General features: G+C 57.8%; 17 protein-coding genes. 13 read left to right on the forward strand and 4 right to left on the reverse strand.

Annotated elements, in window-relative coordinates; genetic code table 11:
- Positions 1–20 precede the first annotated feature (20 nt).
- The 10 genes from lldR (at position 21) to ACLPGZ_RS04980 (ending at position 13518) form a co-directional block, all read left to right on the forward strand.
- Positions 21–800, forward strand: coding sequence for a transcriptional regulator LldR (lldR, locus tag ACLPGZ_RS04935; RefSeq protein ID WP_009462556.1), 780 nt, complete (start codon positions 21–23; stop codon positions 798–800).
- A complete protein-coding gene (gene lldD / locus ACLPGZ_RS04940) occupies positions 797–1936 on the forward strand; it encodes an FMN-dependent L-lactate dehydrogenase LldD (RefSeq protein ID WP_026484948.1) in 1140 nt (379 codons plus the stop codon). The genes lldR and lldD overlap by 4 nt, the downstream gene beginning before the upstream one ends.
- Before the next feature lie 2 nt (positions 1937–1938).
- Entirely contained in the window at positions 1939–3660 is a 1722-nt protein-coding gene (gene dld / locus ACLPGZ_RS04945; RefSeq protein WP_239055074.1) for a D-lactate dehydrogenase, read from the forward strand.
- Between the two features lie 294 nt (positions 3661–3954).
- The gene (locus ACLPGZ_RS04950; protein ID WP_239055073.1) at positions 3955–5742 is read left to right on the forward strand and encodes an ABC transporter ATP-binding protein; all 1788 of its coding nucleotides are present in this window, start codon (positions 3955–3957) and stop codon (positions 5740–5742) included.
- Entirely contained in the window at positions 5736–7502 is a 1767-nt protein-coding gene (locus ACLPGZ_RS04955; protein ID WP_239055072.1) for an ABC transporter ATP-binding protein, read from the forward strand. Before ACLPGZ_RS04950 ends, ACLPGZ_RS04955 begins: the two co-directional genes overlap by 7 nt.
- Positions 7502–8446 carry an ABC transporter permease gene (locus ACLPGZ_RS04960; RefSeq protein ID WP_083054233.1) on the forward strand — a complete coding sequence of 315 codons (945 nt, stop codon included), beginning with the start codon at positions 7502–7504 and terminating at the stop codon, positions 8444–8446. Before ACLPGZ_RS04955 ends, ACLPGZ_RS04960 begins: the two co-directional genes overlap by 1 nt.
- Positions 8443–9384, forward strand: coding sequence for an iron chelate uptake ABC transporter family permease subunit (locus ACLPGZ_RS04965; protein ID WP_239055071.1), 942 nt, complete (start codon positions 8443–8445; stop codon positions 9382–9384). Before ACLPGZ_RS04960 ends, ACLPGZ_RS04965 begins: the two co-directional genes overlap by 4 nt.
- The gene (locus tag ACLPGZ_RS04970; RefSeq protein WP_239055070.1) at positions 9381–10157 is read left to right on the forward strand and encodes an iron ABC transporter ATP-binding protein; all 777 of its coding nucleotides are present in this window, start codon (positions 9381–9383) and stop codon (positions 10155–10157) included. Before ACLPGZ_RS04965 ends, ACLPGZ_RS04970 begins: the two co-directional genes overlap by 4 nt.
- A complete protein-coding gene (locus ACLPGZ_RS04975; protein WP_429641007.1) occupies positions 10154–11158 on the forward strand; it encodes a siderophore ABC transporter substrate-binding protein in 1005 nt (334 codons plus the stop codon). Before ACLPGZ_RS04970 ends, ACLPGZ_RS04975 begins: the two co-directional genes overlap by 4 nt.
- 107 nt (positions 11159–11265) lie before the next feature.
- Complete coding sequence (locus ACLPGZ_RS04980) at positions 11266–13518, forward strand: TonB-dependent receptor (protein WP_115634304.1); 2253 nt, start codon at positions 11266–11268, stop codon at positions 13516–13518.
- 293 nt (positions 13519–13811) lie between these two features.
- Here the strand turns inward: ACLPGZ_RS04980 and ACLPGZ_RS04985 are convergent, their stop codons facing one another.
- The 3 genes from ACLPGZ_RS04985 to ACLPGZ_RS04995 form a co-directional block, all read right to left on the reverse strand.
- Positions 13812–14360, reverse strand: coding sequence for a GNAT family N-acetyltransferase (locus tag ACLPGZ_RS04985; protein ID WP_060186211.1), 549 nt, complete (start codon positions 14358–14360; stop codon positions 13812–13814).
- Between the two features lie 155 nt (positions 14361–14515).
- Positions 14516–15517 (reverse strand): 2Fe-2S iron-sulfur cluster-binding protein, encoded by a 1002-nt coding sequence (locus ACLPGZ_RS04990; RefSeq protein WP_060186210.1) that lies wholly within the window; start codon positions 15515–15517, stop codon positions 14516–14518.
- A 180-nt stretch (positions 15518–15697) separates the two neighbouring features.
- Positions 15698–16639 carry a LysR family transcriptional regulator gene (locus ACLPGZ_RS04995; protein WP_115634305.1) on the reverse strand — a complete coding sequence of 314 codons (942 nt, stop codon included), beginning with the start codon at positions 16637–16639 and terminating at the stop codon, positions 15698–15700.
- Positions 16640–16760: 121 nt separating this feature from the next.
- Here ACLPGZ_RS04995 and wrbA point away from each other — a divergent pair, with 121 nt between their 5' ends.
- From wrbA to ACLPGZ_RS05010, 3 genes are all read left to right on the forward strand, one after another.
- Positions 16761–17387, forward strand: a complete 627-nt coding sequence (gene wrbA / locus ACLPGZ_RS05000) for an NAD(P)H:quinone oxidoreductase (RefSeq protein WP_060186208.1) — start codon at positions 16761–16763, stop codon at positions 17385–17387.
- Positions 17388–17392: 5 nt separating this feature from the next.
- Positions 17393–18559: an MFS transporter gene (locus tag ACLPGZ_RS05005; RefSeq protein WP_115634306.1), complete on the forward strand. Its 1167-nt coding sequence runs from the start codon at positions 17393–17395 to the stop codon at positions 18557–18559.
- A 90-nt stretch (positions 18560–18649) separates the two neighbouring features.
- Positions 18650–19111 carry a carboxymuconolactone decarboxylase family protein gene (locus ACLPGZ_RS05010; RefSeq protein WP_060186206.1) on the forward strand — a complete coding sequence of 154 codons (462 nt, stop codon included), beginning with the start codon at positions 18650–18652 and terminating at the stop codon, positions 19109–19111.
- A gap of 52 nt (positions 19112–19163) precedes the next feature.
- Here ACLPGZ_RS05010 and ACLPGZ_RS05015 read toward each other — a convergent pair whose 3' ends face one another.
- Positions 19164–19688: a MarR family winged helix-turn-helix transcriptional regulator gene (locus tag ACLPGZ_RS05015; protein WP_060186205.1), complete on the reverse strand. Its 525-nt coding sequence runs from the start codon at positions 19686–19688 to the stop codon at positions 19164–19166.
- Positions 19689–19750: the final 62 nt, after the last annotated feature.

A 19750-nucleotide genomic window follows, 5' to 3' on the forward strand; every position in this document is an offset into this window, starting at 1 on the left:
TTTCCGGTATCTCAAGAACTATGCGCCTCTCTGATCACGTTGCCCAACAATTGCTGGCGCTGATTCAATCCAGCGATTTCAAGGCCGGGCAAAGACTGCCTGCCGAGCGTACGTTGGCAGCTCAATTGAATGTGTCGCGTGCATCGCTGCGCGAGGCTATTCAGCAACTGAACAGCCAGGGCATTTTGCGCAGTCAGGTAGGTTCAGGCACTTACCTGGCCTCCCAAACGCCCCAATGGACCCAGCGCTCGGTAGACCCGCTGGCCGCCCTGATGCTGTCCGATCCCCAGTACCGTTACGACGTGCTGGAAGCGCGCATTGCTCTGGAGAGCAGTACCACCTGGCACGCCGCCCTGCGTGCCTCGCCCGAAGACAAGGACAAGATCCTGCAATGCTTCGAGCAAATGATTCGCTACCAGCAAAGCGGCGATACCGTGCAGTCCGCCCGCGCCGATGCCCAGTTTCACCTGGCCGTGGCCGAAGCCTCGCACAATCTGGTGCTGGTTCAGGTCATGCGGGGCCTGTTTGATCTGGTGCTCAGCAGCGTGACGCAAAACCGGGACATCATCATGTTCGTGCATGACTCCCCCGAGACCATTGTCAATCTGACGGCGCAACACGAAGCCCTGGTCAAAGCCATTGTTGATGGCGATCCCGCTCAAGCACGCCACGTTGTGAACGAACACCTGGGCTACGTACGCAACACCCTTCTTCAGGCTGACGAAGACCTTGCACGCCGCGAACGTGCCGCGCGCCTGCAAACCCCTCCTTCCGTCTTATCCGACCCGACCCTGCCATGATTATTTCCTCCTCGACCGACTACCGGCGTGCCGCCCAAAAACGACTGCCTCCTTTCCTGTTCCACTACATTGACGGCGGTGCCTACGCCGAGCACACGCTGCGCCGCAATGTGGACGATCTGGCCAATGTCGCCCTGCGCCAGCGTGTCCTGAAGGACATGAGCCAGCTCGATACCAGCATTGAGCTGTTTGGTGAAAAACTGTCCATTCCGGTGGCCTTGTCCCCGGTAGGTCTGACAGGCATGTACGCGCGTCGAGGGGAAGTCCAGGCTGCCCAGGCAGCCGATGCACATGGCATTCCCTTCACCATGTCGAGCGTGTCAGTCTGCCCGATCGAGGAAGTTGCGCCGCGCCTGAAGCGGCCCATGTGGTTTCAGCTGTATGTGCTGAAGGACCGCGGCTTCATGCGCAATGCACTGGAACGCGCGCAAGCTGCAGGCTGCAGCACCTTGGTCTTTACCGTAGACATGCCCGTACCCGGCGCTCGTTACCGCGATGCGCATTCGGGCATGAGCGGCCCGAATGCCGCTCTGCGTCGCTATGCACAGGCTGTCATGCACCCGCGCTGGGCCTGGGATGTCGGTCTGCTGGGTCGCCCGCACGATCTGGGCAATATCTCGCGCTACCTGGGCAAGCCTACGGGTCTGGAAGACTATATGGGTTATCTGGGCGCGAACTTTGACCCCTCGATTTCCTGGAAGGATCTGGAGTGGATACGCGAATTCTGGAAAGGCCCCATGCTGATCAAAGGCATTCTGGACCCCGATGACGCCCGCGATGCCGTGCGCTTTGGTGCCGATGGCATCATCGTCTCGAATCACGGCGGCCGTCAGCTTGACGGCGTCTTGTCCTCGGCACGCGCGCTGCCTGCCATTGCCGATGCCGTCAAAGGCCAGATCAAGATTCTGGCAGATTCGGGTATCCGCAGTGGCCTGGACGTGGTGCGCATGATTGCGCTGGGTGCCGACGCTGCCATGCTGGGCCGCGCCTACATCTATGCCTTGGCCGCCGCCGGGCAATCCGGCGTGGACCACCTGCTGGGCCTGATTGAAAAAGAAATTCGGGTCGCCATGACACTGACCAGTGTCAGCAGCATTTCCCAGATCACCTCTGACCTGCTTGTACAGGAGTCTTGACCATGTCAGTTTCCACCAGCGCTGCGGATTTGTTGCAGCAACTGCGCTCTATTGTCGGCAACCCTCACGTCCTGACGGACGACCGCAGCACGCGTCGTTACCGCAAGGGCCATCGCACGGGTGAAGGCAAGGTATTGGCCGTTGTGCGGCCCGGAACGCTGCTGGAACAATGGCGCAGCCTGCAAGCCGCTGTCGCTGCCGATTGCATCGTGATCATGCAGGCGGCCAACACCGGCCTGACAGGCGGCTCCACCCCCGACGGAGACGACTACGACCGCGACATCGTGCTGATGAACACCATGCGTCTGCAAGGCATACAAGTCATCAACGATGGCCAGCAAGTTGTCTGCCTGCCCGGTGCCACGCTGGACCGTCTGGAACAGACCCTGGCCCCCCTGGAGCGTGAACCCCACTCGGTGATTGGCTCCTCGTGTATCGGCGCCTCTGTGCTGGGCGGTGTTTGCAATAACTCCGGCGGTGCGCTGGTACGACGCGGCCCGGCCTACACGGAATTGACGCTGTACGCGCAAGTGCTGGACGATGGCACCCTGCAACTGGTCAATCACCTGGGCATCAATCTGGGGGATACCCCGGAAGAAATTCTGAACCGCCTGGAGCAAGGCAAATACAGTGTTGCGGATATCATCAACGACCCGGAACGCAAGGCCAGCGACCCACGCTACGCCGACGATGTGCGCGATGTGGATGCCCAGACCCCGGCCCGTTTCAATGCCGACCCTTCACGCCTGTACGAAGCCTCCGGCTCGGCCGGCAAGCTGTGCATTTTTGCCGTGCGTCTGGATACCTTCCCCAAAGAAGCCAGTACTGTTTTCTACATTGGCACCAATGACCCGGACGAGCTCACGGCTGTGCGCCGCCATCTGCTGACGGAACTGCCCCGCCTGCCTATCGCGGGCGAGTACATCCATCGCACCGCCTACGATATTGGCGAGCAATACGGCAAAGACACCTTCTTGCTGATCGACCGTTTTGGTACCGCCAAAGTGCCATCCGCCTTTGCCATGAAAAGCCGTGTGGATGGCTTTTTTGAGCGCTTTGGCTGGCGCGGCGTCACTGATCGCGTAATCCAGGCCATCATGAACCGCCTGCCCAGCCACCTGCCGCCACGCATGCGTGAATGGCGCGACCGTTTCGAGCATCACCTGTTGCTGCGCGTCTCCAACGACACCGCGCAGGCCACGCGCGAATTTCTGAGCCAGCAATTTGAAGGCAGCCAGCAAGGTGCCTATTTCGAGTGCGATGCCGAAGAAGGTCGCAAAGCCTTTCTGCACCGTTTTGCCATTGCCGGTGCCGCCATCCGCTACCGCGAGGCACATCCCGACAGCGTGGAAGATATTGTGGCGCTGGACATTGCCTTGCGCCGTAATGACAAGGAATGGGTGGAGCAACTGCCGGACGATATGGAAAAAGACATCGTCCACAAGCTCTATTACGGCCACTTCCTGTGCCACGTATTCCACCAGGACTACATCGTCAAAAAAGGCGTGGTTCCTCTGGATATGGAACACCGCATGTGGAAGTTGCTGGATGAACGCCGTGCCGAATACCCGGCCGAGCATAATGTTGGCCACCTGTATATCGCCAAACCTGCCCTGGCCGGTTTCTATCGCGAGCTGGACCCGACCAACACCTTCAACCCTGGCATCGGCCACACCTCGCGCCGCAAATGGTGGAGTGTGTGCTGCGGCGGCAAACACGACTAGCCCCCCTTTTCTTGAAGGTACTCACGGGCTGCAAGCCATTCCCTTGCTTGCAGCGCGGTCCGCCCCTTCAATAAACCGTCCTTCATGCAAACCAGCAGGCCCCCAAGCTCGACTTGGTGGGCCTGTTTTTTTGTGCATTGTGACAAACAGAACACAAAAATATTCTGCCGCCTTTCCTATTTAGTTTAATAGGTTCCACTAATTCAAAATTTAGATTACATTATCGATAATGATTCTCAATACCTTATATTGAAGAGCCGAATTCTCCGGCTTTTTAGATACTTACCACCGCTCATGACCACTCGTGAAACTGCTACGGACGTGCGTAAAGAGCCTGGCCCCATCAGCCAGATCCTCAGCTCTATACGCTCACGTCTGATTGTTGCCGCCGTTCTGGCGGCCTTGGGTTCAATGCTGACCCTGGTGCCTTTGGCCGGAATCGCCCATATCGCCAAGCTGACTTTGGGCAATACCCTGTCTGGCGAGCTGCAAGGCGATATAGGCTGGGCGGTGCTATTGAGCATCATCAGCATGTTTGCAGGCCTGGCCCTGATCTCGGCAGGCGAGCTGCTGGCCCACCTGGCCGACAATCAGCTGACACGCGGTCTGCGTCTGAGTGCCGCCCAGAGGTTAGCCAAGGTGCCACTAGGCTGGTTTACCGGCCAGGCTTCAGGCGAAGTGAAACAAGCCATGCAGGATGACATCGCCACCCTGCACAGCCTGACCGCACACTTTTACACCTCGGTCGGCCGCGCCGTCGGTGCCATTGCGATCTCGGTGCTGTACCTGTTCGTCATGGACTGGCGTATGGCCATCGTGGCTCTACTGCCCTTCCCCGGTTTCTTCCTGTTTTTGCGCCACGCCATGAAAGCCAGCAGCGCGAACATGCAGGGCTTTGTCGAAAAGCTGGGCCGCTTGAACAGTGCCACCGTGGAATTTGTCAGCGGCATTCCCGTGGTCAAGGCCTTTGGTTCCAATGGGCAGGCACATGGCGGCTATAGCAAGGCCGTGGATGGCTTTGCCAACGCCTTTCTGAACTTTGCCCGCCCTTTGGTGGCCCGCATGGCTCACGCCCATGCCATGATCGCTCCAGTCACGGTTCTAGGTGTCGTGCTGATCTTCGGTGCCCTCTTCAGCTATTTGAACTGGATTGCCCCGGTAGACATTCTGCCCTTCGCCCTGGTGGCTCCCGGCATTTGCGCCCCCCTGCTCTTGTTGCATACCCTGCTGCACGATCTGGGTGGCGCAACGGGTGCGGCACAGCGCGTACAAGCTTTGATGAAAACACCCGTACTGGAACCGCTGAGCACTGATCAGCAACAAGTCCCGGCAAATCACGAAGTGCGAGTCGAAAACGTCAGCTATGCCTACGGCGAAGGCCATCAGGCACTCAGCAATATCAGCTTCACCCTGGAACCGGGCACAGTCACCGCGATTGTGGGCTCTTCCGGCTCTGGAAAATCCACCATCGCCCGCCTGCTACTGCGCTTTTTTGACCCCAGCGAGGGCCGCATCACCCTGGGCGGAGCCGATCTACGCCAGATTGAATCCACCGAACTTTACCGCCGCATTGGCTTTGTGCTGCAAGAGGTGCGCCTGATCAATGCCAGCGTGCGCGAGAACATTGCGCTGGGCCGCCCCTCGGCCAGTCAGCAAGAGATTGAAGATGCCGCTCGCGCCGCCAATATTCACGACCGTATCTTGACCCTGCCTCGTGGCTACGACTCTGTCGTGGGTGAAGACGCCCAACTCTCGGGCGGCGAGCGTCAGCGCGTCAGCATTGCGCGCGCTGTCCTGCTGGACCCACCCATTCTGGTGCTGGACGAAGCCACCGCCGCTGCCGATGCCAGCAATGAAGTGGCTATTCAAGATGCTCTGTCACGCTTTGCCCAAGGCCGCACCTTGCTGGTCATTGCTCACCGCCTGGACACCATCATGCACGCGGATCGCATTCTGGTGCTGGAAGACGGCGCGATTGTGGAGCAAGGCAGTCACACCAGCCTGCTGGCTGAACAAGGCCGTTACGCACGGCTCTGGACCCTGGGTGGCTACGACAACCGTTCCAAGGACACATCATGCTAAAGACCCTGATTCAGTTGCTGGGTACGGATGCCCCCATTTTCCGCCGCTATAGCTGGATGGCTGTCTTATACGGTCTGCTGTGCGGCCTGACCATGACTACCTTGGTCCCCGTTTTCACTCATCTGCTCAATGGCGAACCCAAACAAGCAGGCGGCTGGTTGCTGGTCCTGCTGCTTGGCGTGGCTGTCTGCTGGGCTTGGCGCCGCCATGTGGAGCAAGCGGGTGTAAATGTTGGGGCCGCCATCCTGCAAGGTGGCCGGCATCGTCTGGGCGAACATATCGCCCAACTGCCCGTAGGCTGGTTCTCCGCTCAAAACACCGCGCGGCTGGGGCACATCGTCACCCAGGGCATGATGTCGGTGGCCCAATTGCCTGCACACGTCTTCACCCCGCTGATCGCCGGAGTTGTGACGCCGCTTGTGCTGGTCGTGGCGCTGTTCATTCTGCATTGGCCGCTGGGTTTGATTGCCCTGATCGCGTTGCCTTTGCTGGCGGGTGTTCTGGCACTGACCGCCCATTTGGGACGCAAGGCTGATGATGCCTTCCAGGCCCACTTCGCCCATGCCAGCCAGCGCGTGGTGGAGTTTGCCCAAGCCCAATCCGTGCTGCGTGCCTTCAATGGCGAAGGCGGTGGCACCCGTCTGCTGGAAGAAGCGATTGAACGCCAACACCAGGCGGGTAAGAAACTGATCTGGCAATCCACGGCCTCGGCGGTACTCAATGCCTGGGCCGTACAAGCAGCCTTTGCGGCCTTGCTGATTGCCGCCACGCTTTGGCTAAACAGCCATACGGGTCTGGGCCTGAGCAGTGCAGAAGTCATCGCCGTCATCGTGTCCTTGCTGCTGAGCGCACGCTATATCGACTCCTTGCTGGAAGTGGCCAGCTACGGTGAAGTGCTGCGCGGTGCACGCGGCCAACTTGATGCGATTCAAGAACTGTTTGCCGTTCAGCCCCTGCCCGAGCCCGCTTCACCCCAAACTCCAAGCGACGGCTCGATTGTGCTGAACAATGTGCATTTCCGCTATGCCGCCGACAAGCCCGATGTACTGAATGGCGTCAGCCTGAACATTGCACCTGGCAGCATGGTGGCCTTGATCGGGGAATCCGGCTCAGGCAAAACCACACTGGCTCGTCTGATTGCCCGCTTCTTTGATGTCAGCCAGGGCAGTGTCTCCATAGGAGGCGTGGATGTACGCCAGATCGGCAGCCCCGTACTGGCCACGCAAATCAGCCAGATTTTTCAGGACGACTATCTGTTCGCAGGCAGCATTGCCGAGAACATACGCCTGGGCAAACCGGATGCAACCGAGGCCGAACTGATGGAAGCGGTGGAACAAGCCGGTGTCAGCGAAATCATCGCGCGCTTGCCAGAAGGTCTGAACACAACGGTGGGCGAAGGCGGGGCCCGCCTGTCCGGGGGCGAGCGTCAACGCATCGCCATTGCGCGCGCTCTGCTCAAGAACGCCCCCATTTTGCTGGTGGACGAAGCCACTGCCGCACTGGATGCCGAAAACCAGGCAGCCATTGCCCAGGCTTTGGCCCGTCTGCGTGGCAAGCGTACCCTGATCGTGATTGCTCATCAGCTCTCTACCGTAGCCATGGCCGATCAAATCGTGGTGCTGGAAAACGGCCAGATTATCGAGCAAGGCCCGCCGGCCCAACTGCGCGAAACCCAAGGCCGTTATGCCCACTTCCTGAACCAGCGTCATGCCGCCAAAGGATGGCGTATTGCCACCGCAGCCCAGAATAACGGTGTGTGATGCGAGCTAGATCTTTTGTGCTGGTGTTTCTGATCTTGTGCAGCCTGTCTTTGCTGATAGGTGCACGGCAAATCAGTTGGGCACAATTATGGAGTTTTTCAGGCGATGCCTGGCTGACACTGAGCGCCAGCCGCCTGCCCCGTCTGGCGGCACTGGTCTTGAGTGGCATAGGCCTGTCTGTCTGCGGGGTGATCTTGCAGCACATTGTGCGCAATAAATTTGTGGAACCGGCCACCTCGGGCGGGCTGGATGCCGCCAAGCTGGGCATTCTGATCGCCCTGACTCTGGCCCCCACCAGCGGCACATTGGGCAAGCTGCTGTTTGCCCTCTTGTTCTGCTTTGCCTCCAGCCTGATCTTCATCGCTGTGGTACGCCGCATCCGCTTCAAGAACACCGTGCTGGTACCGGTGATTGGCTTGATGTATGGCGGTGTGCTTAGCGCCATTGCCGAGTTCTATGCCTACCACCATCAGATTCTGCAAAGCATGCAGGGCTGGATGCTGGGCGACTTTTCCAAGATCGTGCAGGGCAACTACGAAATCATTTATTTGATCCTGCCCATTGTGTTGCTCACCTATCTGTATGCGCATCGCTTCACAGTGCTGGGCATGGGCGAAGGCATGGCCACCAGCCTGGGCCTGAACTATTCCGCCACCGTGGCCCTGGGTTTGATACTGGTTGCGGTTACCGTCTCGGCCACTGTTATTACCGTAGGGGCCATTCCCTTTATCGGCCTGGTCATCCCCAATCTGGTGGCGCTGCGCTATGGCGACAACCTGGGCCGTACCTTGCCCATTGTGGCGCTGGGCGGTGCCTGCCTGCTGCTGGCTTGCGACATTCTGGGCCGCCTCATTATCTACCCGTTTGAAGTCCCCATCGGCCTGACCGCCGGTGGCGTGGGTGGCGTGCTGTTTCTGTTCCTGATCTTCTGGAGGAACCGATGAAACGGCAACATCTGGTCTGGATACTATTGCTGGTGCTGGCACTGAGCTTTGTGTTCTATCGCTCCGGCCTGGACTTCGACTACATCATCCCCAAACGCCTGAACCGTTTGGCAGCCATGGTCATTGGCGGCATCTGCATTGCCTGGTCCTCGATTATTTTCCAGACCATGACCGGCAACCGGATTCTGACACCCGCCATCATGGGATACGAAGCGGTTTACCTGCTGTTCCAGTCCCTGCTGATTTTGCTACTGGGCACACAAAGTCTGGTGATGCTGGGCGCCAATGGCAATGTGGTGCTGTCCATTGTGCTGATGCTGGCCTACTCGCTGGCAATCCATCACTGGCTGTTTCGCCAGGGCAAGAACAATGTGTATTTCCTGCTGCTGATGGGGCTGGTACTGACCATGATCATCAGCACCTTCACCCAGTTTGTGCAGCTAAAGATCAGCCCCGGCGAGTTCTCCATTTTGCTGGGTTTTAGCCAGGCGTCCTTTAACCGGGCCGAGCCTTTGCAACTGCTGGTTTCCGCCCTTCTGGTGGGGGGCATTTGCCTGGGCAGCCTGCGCAGCTTGCCCACGCTGGACGTGCTGTCTTTGGGCCGCGAACAAGCCATTTCTTTAGGTGTCGACTATCGCCGTACCGTGCGCATCCAGCTGGCACTGATTGCTGCCCTGGTGGCTATTTCCACCAGCCTGCTCGGGCCCACTGCCTTCATGGGGATTTTCGTAGCCAACACCAGCTATGCGCTGGCCCGCAGCTTCCGACACCGAATCACGCTGCCGCTAGGCTGCGCCATCGCCATCGTCATGTTTTTGCTGGCGCAGATAGCAGTGGAACATGTTTTCAATTACCGCACGACCGTCGGGATACTCGTCAACCTGGTGTGTGGCGCGTACTTTCTGGGACTGATGGTTCGTACCCGAGGCACAGCATGATTACGATCAGTCAGCTCTCCAAACACTACAAGAACAAGACCGTGCTTTCCAAGGTCAGCACACAGTTCCCCGCCGGACAGCTCAGCTCCCTGATCGGCCCCAATGGTGCCGGCAAAACCACCTTGCTGATGAGTATCGCCCGCTTGCTGGAGACCGACGAAGGCCAGATCCAGCTGGACGGCCGCAACATTGCGGATATACGTATTGCCGACTATGCGCGCCGGGTAGCCACCTTGCGCCAATCTCCTGATTTCAATTTGCGCCTGACCGTGGAAGAACTGGTCGCCTTTGGCCGCTTCCCCTATAGCCGGGGCGTGCTGACGGATGAAGATCAACAAGCCATCTCCGACGCTATTCAGTTTCTATCGCTGGAACCCTTGCGCCAGTCCTATCTGGACGAGCTGAGCGGTGGCCAGCGACAGATGGCTTTTCTGGCCATGACCATTGCCCAGCAAACCGATTATTTGCTGCTGGATGAGCCGCTGAACAATCTGGACATCAAGCACGCCGTCCAGATCATGCGCGCCTTGCGTCGGCTCTGTGACGAGTACGGCCGTACCGTGATTCTGGTGGTGCATGACATCAACTTTGCCGCCAACTATTCCGATCACATTGTGGCCATGAAAAACGGTGCGTTGTACTGCGCAGGACCGGTGTCAGAGGTCATCACGCAAGCACGGCTGACCGAACTTTATGGTCTGGATTTCGAGATTACGCACAGCAAGCGTGGCCGCCTGTGCAATTACTTCACCCCATCAGGAGAACTAGCATGATCGCCAAACACAGATACGGGCTGATAGCCCTGTTTGTGGCCGCCAGCTTTGCCTTGCAAGGCTGCGAGAAAAAGACCCAGGCAGCGGCGGAAACCCCGGCACCGCAAGCCGCCGTCAGCCCGCAGGCCAGTGCCCGCTATGAACCGATTGTGGTCGAACACAAGCTGGGCTCGACACGCATCGAAAAGCTGCCACAACGCGTCGTGGCGCTGGACATGAACGAAGTGGATTTTCTGGATGCCTTGGGTGTCCCGGTGGTGGGCATGCCCAAAGACTTCATCCCGGCATTCCTAGACAAGTATAAAAATGCCCCTGAAATCCAGGACACCGGCGCAATTGTGCAACCCAATGTGGAACAGGTGTACGCCGCCAAACCGGACCTGATTCTGATCACCTCCTTGCAAGCCAATCACTACAAGGAACTGAGCCAGATCGCCCCCACCATTCACTTTGACGTGGATTACCGCGATAGCCAGGTCAATCACATTGAAGTCATCAAGACTCACCTGCTGACTCTGGGCTCGCTTTTCAAGAAAGAAGAGCTGGCCCAACAAAAAGTGGCCGAGCTGGATGCCAAAGTCGCCCAGGCCAAAGAAATCACCCAGGATCGTCCTGAAAAAGCCCTGATTGTTCTGCATAACAACGGCTCGTTCAGCTCCTTCGGATTGCAGTCCCGCTACGGTTTTGTATTCAATGCGCTGGGCGTACAGCCTGCCAGCCCGACGGTAGAAACCGGCCTGCACGGACAGCCTGTTTCCAGCGAGTTCATCCAGCAAGCCAATCCGGACATCATTTACATCATCGACCGTACCGCCGTAATGGAACGTCGCCCTGCCCTGAACGCCGACAGCCTGAGCAACCCGCTGCTGCGTGAAACCAAAGCCTGGCAAAACGGCCGTGTGGTATTTGCCAATGCCGAAGCCTGGTACGTAACTGCCGCCAGTGTCACCTCGCTGAAATTGATTATTGATGACGTGATCAAGGCCTACCAACACCCATGATCTAACGGTTTTTACACGGGCAAATAGACAGTAACGCGACTCAATCCAATTTCTATTTGCCTTAATCAAAGCAAAGAAACACACCCCGCTACATAAAGGAAACTGGCATGTACACACCACGCCACAATGGGACGTTTGCGCCCTCGATACGTAAAATCGGCAGTTCCAGCCGCTCCGGCTTTGCCCTGGACCGCACGTTCAGCGCCGTGCAAATGGCATTAATACTGGGTTTGGGAGCCAGCGCGCTGGCCTTGATGGCCTCGCCTGCGCAGGCACAAAACAGTACGGCTGCCCAGGCTGATGAAGTCGTCACCCTGCCATCCGTTACCGTCAAAGGCCAGCGCGACAAGACCGTCGAGAGCTACGCCGGTGGACAAGTTGCCACTGGCGGACGTGTCGGTTTGCTGGGCACCAAAGACTTCATGGAAACACCCTTCAACACCATCAGCTATACCGAGCAATACATTGCCGACCAGCAGGCGCGTGACATCAGCGAAGTGATCGCCAAAACCGACCCCAGCGTGTTCATGAGCGGCATCGCAGGCGAGAGCAACGAAAGCTATTCCATCCGCGGCTTCCGTTCCGATGTGGGTGATGTCACCGTCAACGGTCTGGCCGGGATGGGCGGCTACTACCGCAACTCACCCGAAGCCTACGAGCGCGTCGAGGTCCTGAAAGGCCCCTCGGCCCTGCTTAACGGCATGCCGCCCAAAGGCTCGGCAGGCGGCGCCGTCAACCTGGTCACCAAACGCGCAGGCGACGATCCCCTGTTTCGCGTCACAGGCAGCTATATGTCCGACTCGCACTTTGGTGGCCACGTGGATCTGGGCCGTCGATTTGGCGAGGACAAGCAGTTTGGTGTACGCCTGAACACAGCCTACCGCGATGGTGAAATTGCCGTCAAAGACCAGGACAAGAAAATTACCCAGACCTCTTTGGGCCTGGACTGGCGCGGTGAGCGTGTCCGCTTGTCTGCCGACCTGTTTCACAGCAAAGACCGCGCCTACGGCCTGACGCGCGGCCTGACCTTGAATCCCGGCGTAGAACTGCCCAAACCACCCAAACCCGATGTGTCGTGGAACCCGCCTTGGGCTTTTTACGACACCACCGATAAAGGCGCCATGATCCGTGGCGAGTTCGATCTGAACGATCAATTCACCGCTTACGCTGCCGCCGGTATCAGCCGTACCAAATTCAGATCCAATATGGGAGCTGGTCAGGTGATCAATAACGCAGGCGACTTCAGGATCAACTTCAGCGGCGTGGCCGACGAGATGCGGCGCAAAACCGCTGAAGTGGGTCTGATGGGTAAGCTGCAAACCGGCCCGGTCAGCCATCAATTCGCGATCAACGCCACGCAGTACAACGAAGACTACGACCTGAGCGGCTTTCGCAACCTGCTGCCCACCGCATGGGAAACCAATATCTACGATCCCGTCTGGGGTCCAGAGCCTTCCTTGCCGAACAATATTCCGCTGATCAGCACCACTAAAACTCGCTTGAAGAGCATCGGTTTTGCTGACACCCTGTCCTTTGCCGAGGACCGCGTACAAGTGACACTGGGCGCACGCCGTCAGCAAGTGATCAACGAGAGCTTTAATGGCACCACCGGCCAGCGTACAGGCGAGCGCTACAAGGAAAGCGCAACCACTCCCGCCGTCGCTTTCCTGGTGAAAGCCACTGATCAAGTCTCGGTCTACGCCAACTACATCGAAGGCTTGTCCCAAGGCGCGATTGCTCCCAACACCGCCGCCAATGCAGGTCAGGTTTTTGCCCCCTTCAAAACCAAGCAGAAGGAAGTGGGCCTGAAGCTGGATCTGGGTGACTTTGCCCATACCCTGGCCCTGTACGAAATCAAGCGCCCCAGCAGCTATACCGACCCATTTACCAACGTGTTCTCCTTTGGTGGCGAGCAACGCAACCGGGGCATTGAATGGGGCTTTTTCGGCTCCCCCATGGAAGGTGTTCGCTTGATGGGTGGCGTGGCTTACTCCGATCCGGAAATCACCAAAGCCGCCAACCCGGCTGAAGAGGGCCGCCAGGCCACGGGCCTGCCCAAGTGGCAAGCCAAGCTGGGCGTGGAATGGGATGTACCCAACTTGCAAGGTCTGACCGTGATGGCCAACGCCACCACCTCATCCAAGCAATACCTGAGCGCGGACAACTCCCTGCCCATCCCCGGCCATACCGTGTTTGATCTGGGCGCACGCTATCGCACCAAGATCTCCGGCCGTCCGCTGACCTTGCGGGCGACGGTGAATAACGTAGAGAACAAGGCTTACTGGGCCAAGCCGCACTTCACCAGCCTGGGTGTTGGCGCACCACGGACTTTCATGTTGTCGGCAACGATGGAGTTCTAAGCTGAAGCGCTGAGTTTGATGAAAGGGCCTTGTAGCGCGATAAAAGCGCAGGCAAGGCCTTATTCTTTCCAGAAGAAGAGGCCAAGCCTTCCTGATACTTTGGCGACATTTTCAGGCACAAGAGTACTTGGCATCCTGGCACCGGGCACAAGAAGCAACCAAGCTTTTGGGCTTACGGAGAGCTACCCTTGGTGTCGTACCCGACACCATACGCAGCGACGGTCACCGCAACAATAACAAGAATGACAACGCTAAAGGAAACTGGCTGATCCAGCGTGTTAAAGACTAAGCCCCTAATCCAATAAACACAGCAGATGGATATCTTCCGGGTCCAGCGCAAATAAACGAGCATCAGGCTCTGGCGCGATTTCAAAGCCATGCGCCAGATAAAAATCCACCGTATTCACCGAAGGCGTGGCCGAGGCATAGACCGCCTTCGCGCCCCACTCCACAGCCTGCTTCTTGGCCTGATCCAGCAGCCATGTGCCCATACCCTGCCCGCGCAAGGACTGGCTAACGTGCAAAAAGAAAAGCTGACGCCAGTCGCCTTGTGGCCCCAAAGGCAAGCTGTCCAAACCCACAGCGGCCAGCAAATGATCGCCCTGGAATACGCCCATGAACCAGGAACCGCGATGAAAAGCGTCTTCATGTTCAGGGTGATATTTCTCCGGGTCCCCTTCCGGCCAACCGCGCAAATCAATATCAGCCGCTTGCTTGTGCAGCACACCATCGCGCAGCTCGTACAAGCCGTCAATCCGTTCGCTACGGTCTATAGACCACAGCAGATTCAGTTCGGTTTCCAGTAGAGGGCGTAACGACAAACCAGAGGGTAAAGAGGACATCAAATTCACTGTGACATGTTACGAGGGCTGAGCCAGGCTTGGCACTCAAACAAAAAGATCAGTAGGCTCATTACTGAACGCCAGTCTCACCCCTTGTCTGAATACGTCCGATTATAGGCGCACGCCACTCGAGCTAGCCGCAGGCCTCAGCAATCTTACGGGGTAACAAACACCTGCGCATGCAGATCCTGAATTTTCAAACCGCGCTTCAATACCAGGCCGGTGGCCGCATCCACCAAGCTCGGAGACCCCGCTGCATACACTTTCCAGCCACTCAGGTTTTCCTGTTCCTGAGCAATCACCTCTGTCAGCGCACCGCGTCGATAGGGCATCACCGGTATGCCCGAAATGACGGGCTTGAAGCTCAAATTAGCGTATTGACGTTCCAAGGCCTGAAAAATATCAAGCGCATATAAGTCCCGAATTTCCTGCAATCCGAAATACACATGTATGGCTTGCGTCATGCCGCAGGCCAAAGCCGATTCAATCATTGACCTGATCGGTGCCAGGCCTGCCCCGTCAGCAATACACAAGATGGGGCCATCGTGAGCATCACGCAGATAAGAAGAGCCACGCGGTGCCTCCAGCACTACCTGCTCTCCCGGCTGCAGCACCGTGTGCACGTAGCCTGAGGTCACCCCGCCCGGGACACGACGTATATAAAACTCCAGCTCTGACGCACCGGGGGGATTGGCCATGGCGTAGCTGCGTACCGGCGCTTGCCCGAACCGGATATCCGCATATTGCCCGGCATAAAACATCAGGGGCTCGGCTTCATCAAGACGAATTCGGACAAGGCGTATATCCTGCGTCAAATCCGCAATGGCAGATACGGTCCCCGTCATAGTGCATAAAGGAGGCCGCCCACGTATATCGTCCGTTCCCAGCCAATCTACCGTGACATCGTCGGTCGGAATGGCTCTACAGGCCAGGATCAGGTTTCGGGCCCGTTGCGCGGCCGTCAAGGCAAAAGGCGAATACTCCATCATCTCCACCTGCCCGTCGACCAATCTCGTTTTACAGCCACCGCAGCGCCCCATACGGCAACCATGCGGGTAGACCATACTGTTCTCCAGTGAGGCCTGCAGAATGGTTTGCCCGTTCTGAGCTGCTATCCGTGTGCCTGTCTGACGGATAAAAATGGTTTTGCTGCTCATGTCAGCCTCCCCCTAAGGTACGAGCCGGTGCCCTACCAGGATTTCAACGCATCAAACCCGTGTTTCCGAACCGGTACAGATCTGGCTGCCTTGCAAATGTTATATAGCATGCCAAGGAAATGTGCCCAGCAAGGACAAGCACGGTTTTATCCACCCTAAAGCCTGTACCCGGTTACCTCTTCACGGCGCCGTTCCTGGCCAGACTTGCATAGCATCCTCAGACGGAACGGCACACTTAAGCAACTGCTGCCGCAGCATTGTAGCGGCGACACCAAGCGCGTGATCGGTGCGATGAGCCAGATACGCGCGCGTGTAGGACACCCCCATGGGGCCGAGCGCCGCAGCCGCCAAGGGCACAAGTTGCTTCTGCTCCAACTCCTGCTCAATCGTCCACAAGGGCAAACGCCCCCAGCCCACCCCGCCTAAAATCAGCGCGCGCTTTGCATCCTGAGTCCCTACTCGCAACGTCTGCGGTGATAACACCCCAAAATCGCGCCCTTCGGACAAGGCCGAAGGGTCCTCCAGAACGATCTGCGTATGATCTGCCAATTCCGTGTTCGTCAACGCATGACGGACCAAAGCCAGAGGATGGCTCGCCTCAGCTACAGCCACAATCGGCACCCAATGCAAAGCCTCGATCTGAATGCGCTGATCCATGAAATCCTCGCCCACCATGATGGCAAGGTCACAGCGCTTGTCCCGCAGCGCCTGTAGTGGCGCACCCAGAGGCTCAACAGCCAGGCGCAGACGGACAGATGGCAAAGCATGACGCAAGGCTTTTAACGCTGCCGCAACAACAGGCAGCGGATAAAGCGTATCGACCATCAAGGACAGCTCGGTCTCCACCCCCTGGACCAATCCGCTGGCGTGGGCACGCATGAAGTCTACTTTCAGCAATATCGCCCGGGCATCTTCGAGCAAGGCCTGACCAGCTTGCGTCAGCCTGGGCCGATGAGCACTTCGATCAAAGAGACTTACTCCCAGATGGCGTTCGAGATTAGCAATGGCGTGGCTTACCGCGGACTGCGCACGACGCAGACGCGCCGCACCCTGACGAAAACTGCCTGCGTCAGCGACGGTGACAAACATACGGATCTGATCGAGGGTAAGGGCGTCCAGCATTGATCTATTTTTTGAATCAAGATGTTCAATATTATAGGTCTTCCGTAGATCATTCAACGCGCCGATACTGACTGTCATTAAGGCGTTCTGTTAACCCTTAAACACAAAAGGACTGTGCGAAATGACTAAAATCCTTATTCTTTATTACTCGTCCTACGGCCATATTGAAACCATGGCCAAGGCGGTTGCCGAAGGGGTACACAGCAGTGGTGCCCAAGCCGTGCTGAAACGTGTGCCGGAGCTGGTGCCTGATGCCATTGCCAGAAAGGCAGGCTACAAACTCCCTCAGAATGCTCCAGTAGCAACCGTCGATGAACTTGCGCACTACGATGGCATCATCCTGGGCACGCCGACCCGATTCGGAAACATGGCTGCCCAGCTCAAGAACTTCCTGGACCAGGCCGGCAGCCTGTGGGCACGGGATGCCCTGGTCGGCAAGGTTGGCAGTGTTTTTACCTCTACTGGCAGCCAGCACGGTGGCCAAGAATCCACCATTCTTTCTACGCATACCGTTCTCCTGCACCTGGGCATGGTGGTGACAGGTCTGCCCTACAGTTTCAAGGGGCAGTTGCGCATGGACGAAATCACAGGGGGATCTCCTTATGGTGCCTCAACACTGGCTGATGATGGCAAGGGAGGTGACCGGCAACCCACCTCTAACGAGCTGGAGGCAGCACGCTATCAGGGAGCTTATGTAGGCCGAGTGGCTCAGGCACTGGCATCAATAAAACCTGCGATAGTGGCGTAAATAACATGCCTTCCCACCAGACACACACTGACTGGCGAGCGGTCTGGGTAGTCTTCATAACCGGGGTAGCCTGCGCCTACAACCTCGGGAAGGTGGCGACTGCCGCAGCGCACTTGCAGTCTGAGCTGGGTTTGAGCCTGGCGGAAGTAGGAAGCCTGGGCGCCACCTTCGCGGTATTAGGTGCATTGGGCAGCATAGCAGCCGGTTCGGCAGTGGCACGAGCGGGGGATAGACGCATGTTGATCATAGGACTTCTGACCATGACAACAGGCGCAGTTGCCGCCGTGCCAACGAACAGCATCGTTATGCTCATGGTCGCGCGAACAGTGGAAGGCCTGGGTTTCCTGCTCATCACCGTATCTGGACCGACGCTAATAGCGCGGATTACACATAAACAGGACCAAGGCAAAGCCCTTGCTCTGTGGAGTTGTTTCATGCCAGGCGGTATGGCTTTAGCCCTGCTTACCGGGCCCTGGTTTAGCAACTGGCGCGATATTTGGCTCTTTACGGCTGTGTTAACGGCCATGATCACCGTGCTGGTCATGCGGCTAACCCCAGCGCTTCCAACACGCCAACTGGCGCCAGCGCCTTGCGCCCGTCTGGGTCATGTTCTTAGCTCAGCCCCTTTGGCTATCACTTTCCTGCTCTATAGCTTGATGTTCTTTGCGCTCTTTTCATTCTTGCCGGTGCTACTGCAACAGCGCATGCAGGCAAGCCCTACTACCGCAGGCATGCTGGCGGCGTTAGCCTGTCTTGCCAATGTGCTGGGAAACCTCTGCGCCGATCGGATTCTAAGGCGAGTGTCCCGACGTGTACTTTGCCTATGGGTCGCCCTCGTGATGGGGGCGTGTGCCCCGGGCATATTCTTGCCCGTGTTCGGGTCCATACCAACACTGGCGCTATGCCTCCTGTTCTCCGCAGTGGGCGGCCTGATTCCAGCCAGCCTGCTGTCTGCAGTTCCACTAGTGACAAGGAATCCAACTCAGGCCGCCCTGGCAGTGGGACTGCTAATGCAAGGCAGCAATATGGGAGTGGCGCTCGGACCGTTACTGGTGGGCCGCGCCGTCGATGGGCACGGCTGGCCCGCCGCCGCAGTGCTGGTTGTCGCCTGGGCGACAGCAATGGCCTTCATCGTCGGATGGCACAGCAAGCACCTGGCGCTGAGGGCTTAGCCAGACGGTCACAACACCCGTAACAAGCCTGATCTCTCCGCGACAAGCACTACACGATTGCCCCACTCATTCTTCAGAAAGGACATAACGATGTCGACTCCCCGACTTGACTACTACACACTGGCCCCACAATCGGCCAAGGCTCTGGGCCGAGCTTCATTTACGGCAGGCTGCACCCTGGACAAACGCTTGAAAGAGTTGGTGAACCTGCGCATCAGCCAGATCAATGGCTGCGCCTTTTGTATCGACATGCACTGGGCCGACTTGATCAGGCAAGGTGCAGACCCAAGGCACATTAATGCGCTTTCGGGATGGCGCGAAGCCACCCGCTTCTTTAGCGAGCCCGAACGCGCCGCGCTTAACTGGGCAGAAGCCGTCAACGCGCTGCCCCAACGCAGCCCCAGCGACGAAGACTTTGAACTGGCTCGGCAGCATTTCAGTGATGAAGCCATCGTCGAGCTGACCTTTGTCGTTGGAACGATTCGCGCCTGGAACATGCTCAACGCCAGCTTTCATACACAGGTGCCTGAAACACCGTATGTGGAGGGTTGAACTGCGCTTGTCCCCATACAAGCGCAACCGTAAATCCTCAACCCCAGACGAATTACCGATTACGACGGGCCCGCTCCTGCACCACATTGCTCTCCAGCATGGCAGCGGCCCGGCTTGTAATTCTATCGAGCATGCTACTTAGCGCCACCATCTCTGCCTGGCTAAGATCCTGAAAAATCTCTGCATTCAAGGACACGATGATGGGCATCATTTCTCCGTAGCGCTGCCGGCCCAACTCGGTGACAGAAATATGAACCACGCGCGTATCCAGCGTGTCTCGAGTCCGCTTCAACAAGCCTTTTTCACACAAAGAACTGACAGCTCGCGAACAGCGAGCCCCATCCAGCGCAACCGCCTGCGCCAGTGCAGACCCTGTCAGGGCCGGATGCATACAGGCGATAGCCAAGATACGCCACTCACGACGGGTGATATTGAATCGCCCCTCGCACAAGCGAATGAAAATCGGGTTGCCAGCCGACCAGGCCCGATACAGCTGGAACATCATCATGGCCGGAAGTGTAGGACCACCGTCTGCGGTGCTTGCCAAGGCAGAAGAAGACTTGGGGGGGCTGACCATAGAAGACCTTTAGCCTTAAAGATACTTGATTAGAACAACTATCAGCCCCCTTGGTAAGCTGC

This window comes from Alcaligenes sp. Me129, from assembly GCF_050487245.1.
Lineage (GTDB): Bacteria > Pseudomonadota > Gammaproteobacteria > Burkholderiales > Burkholderiaceae_B > Alcaligenes > Alcaligenes phenolicus.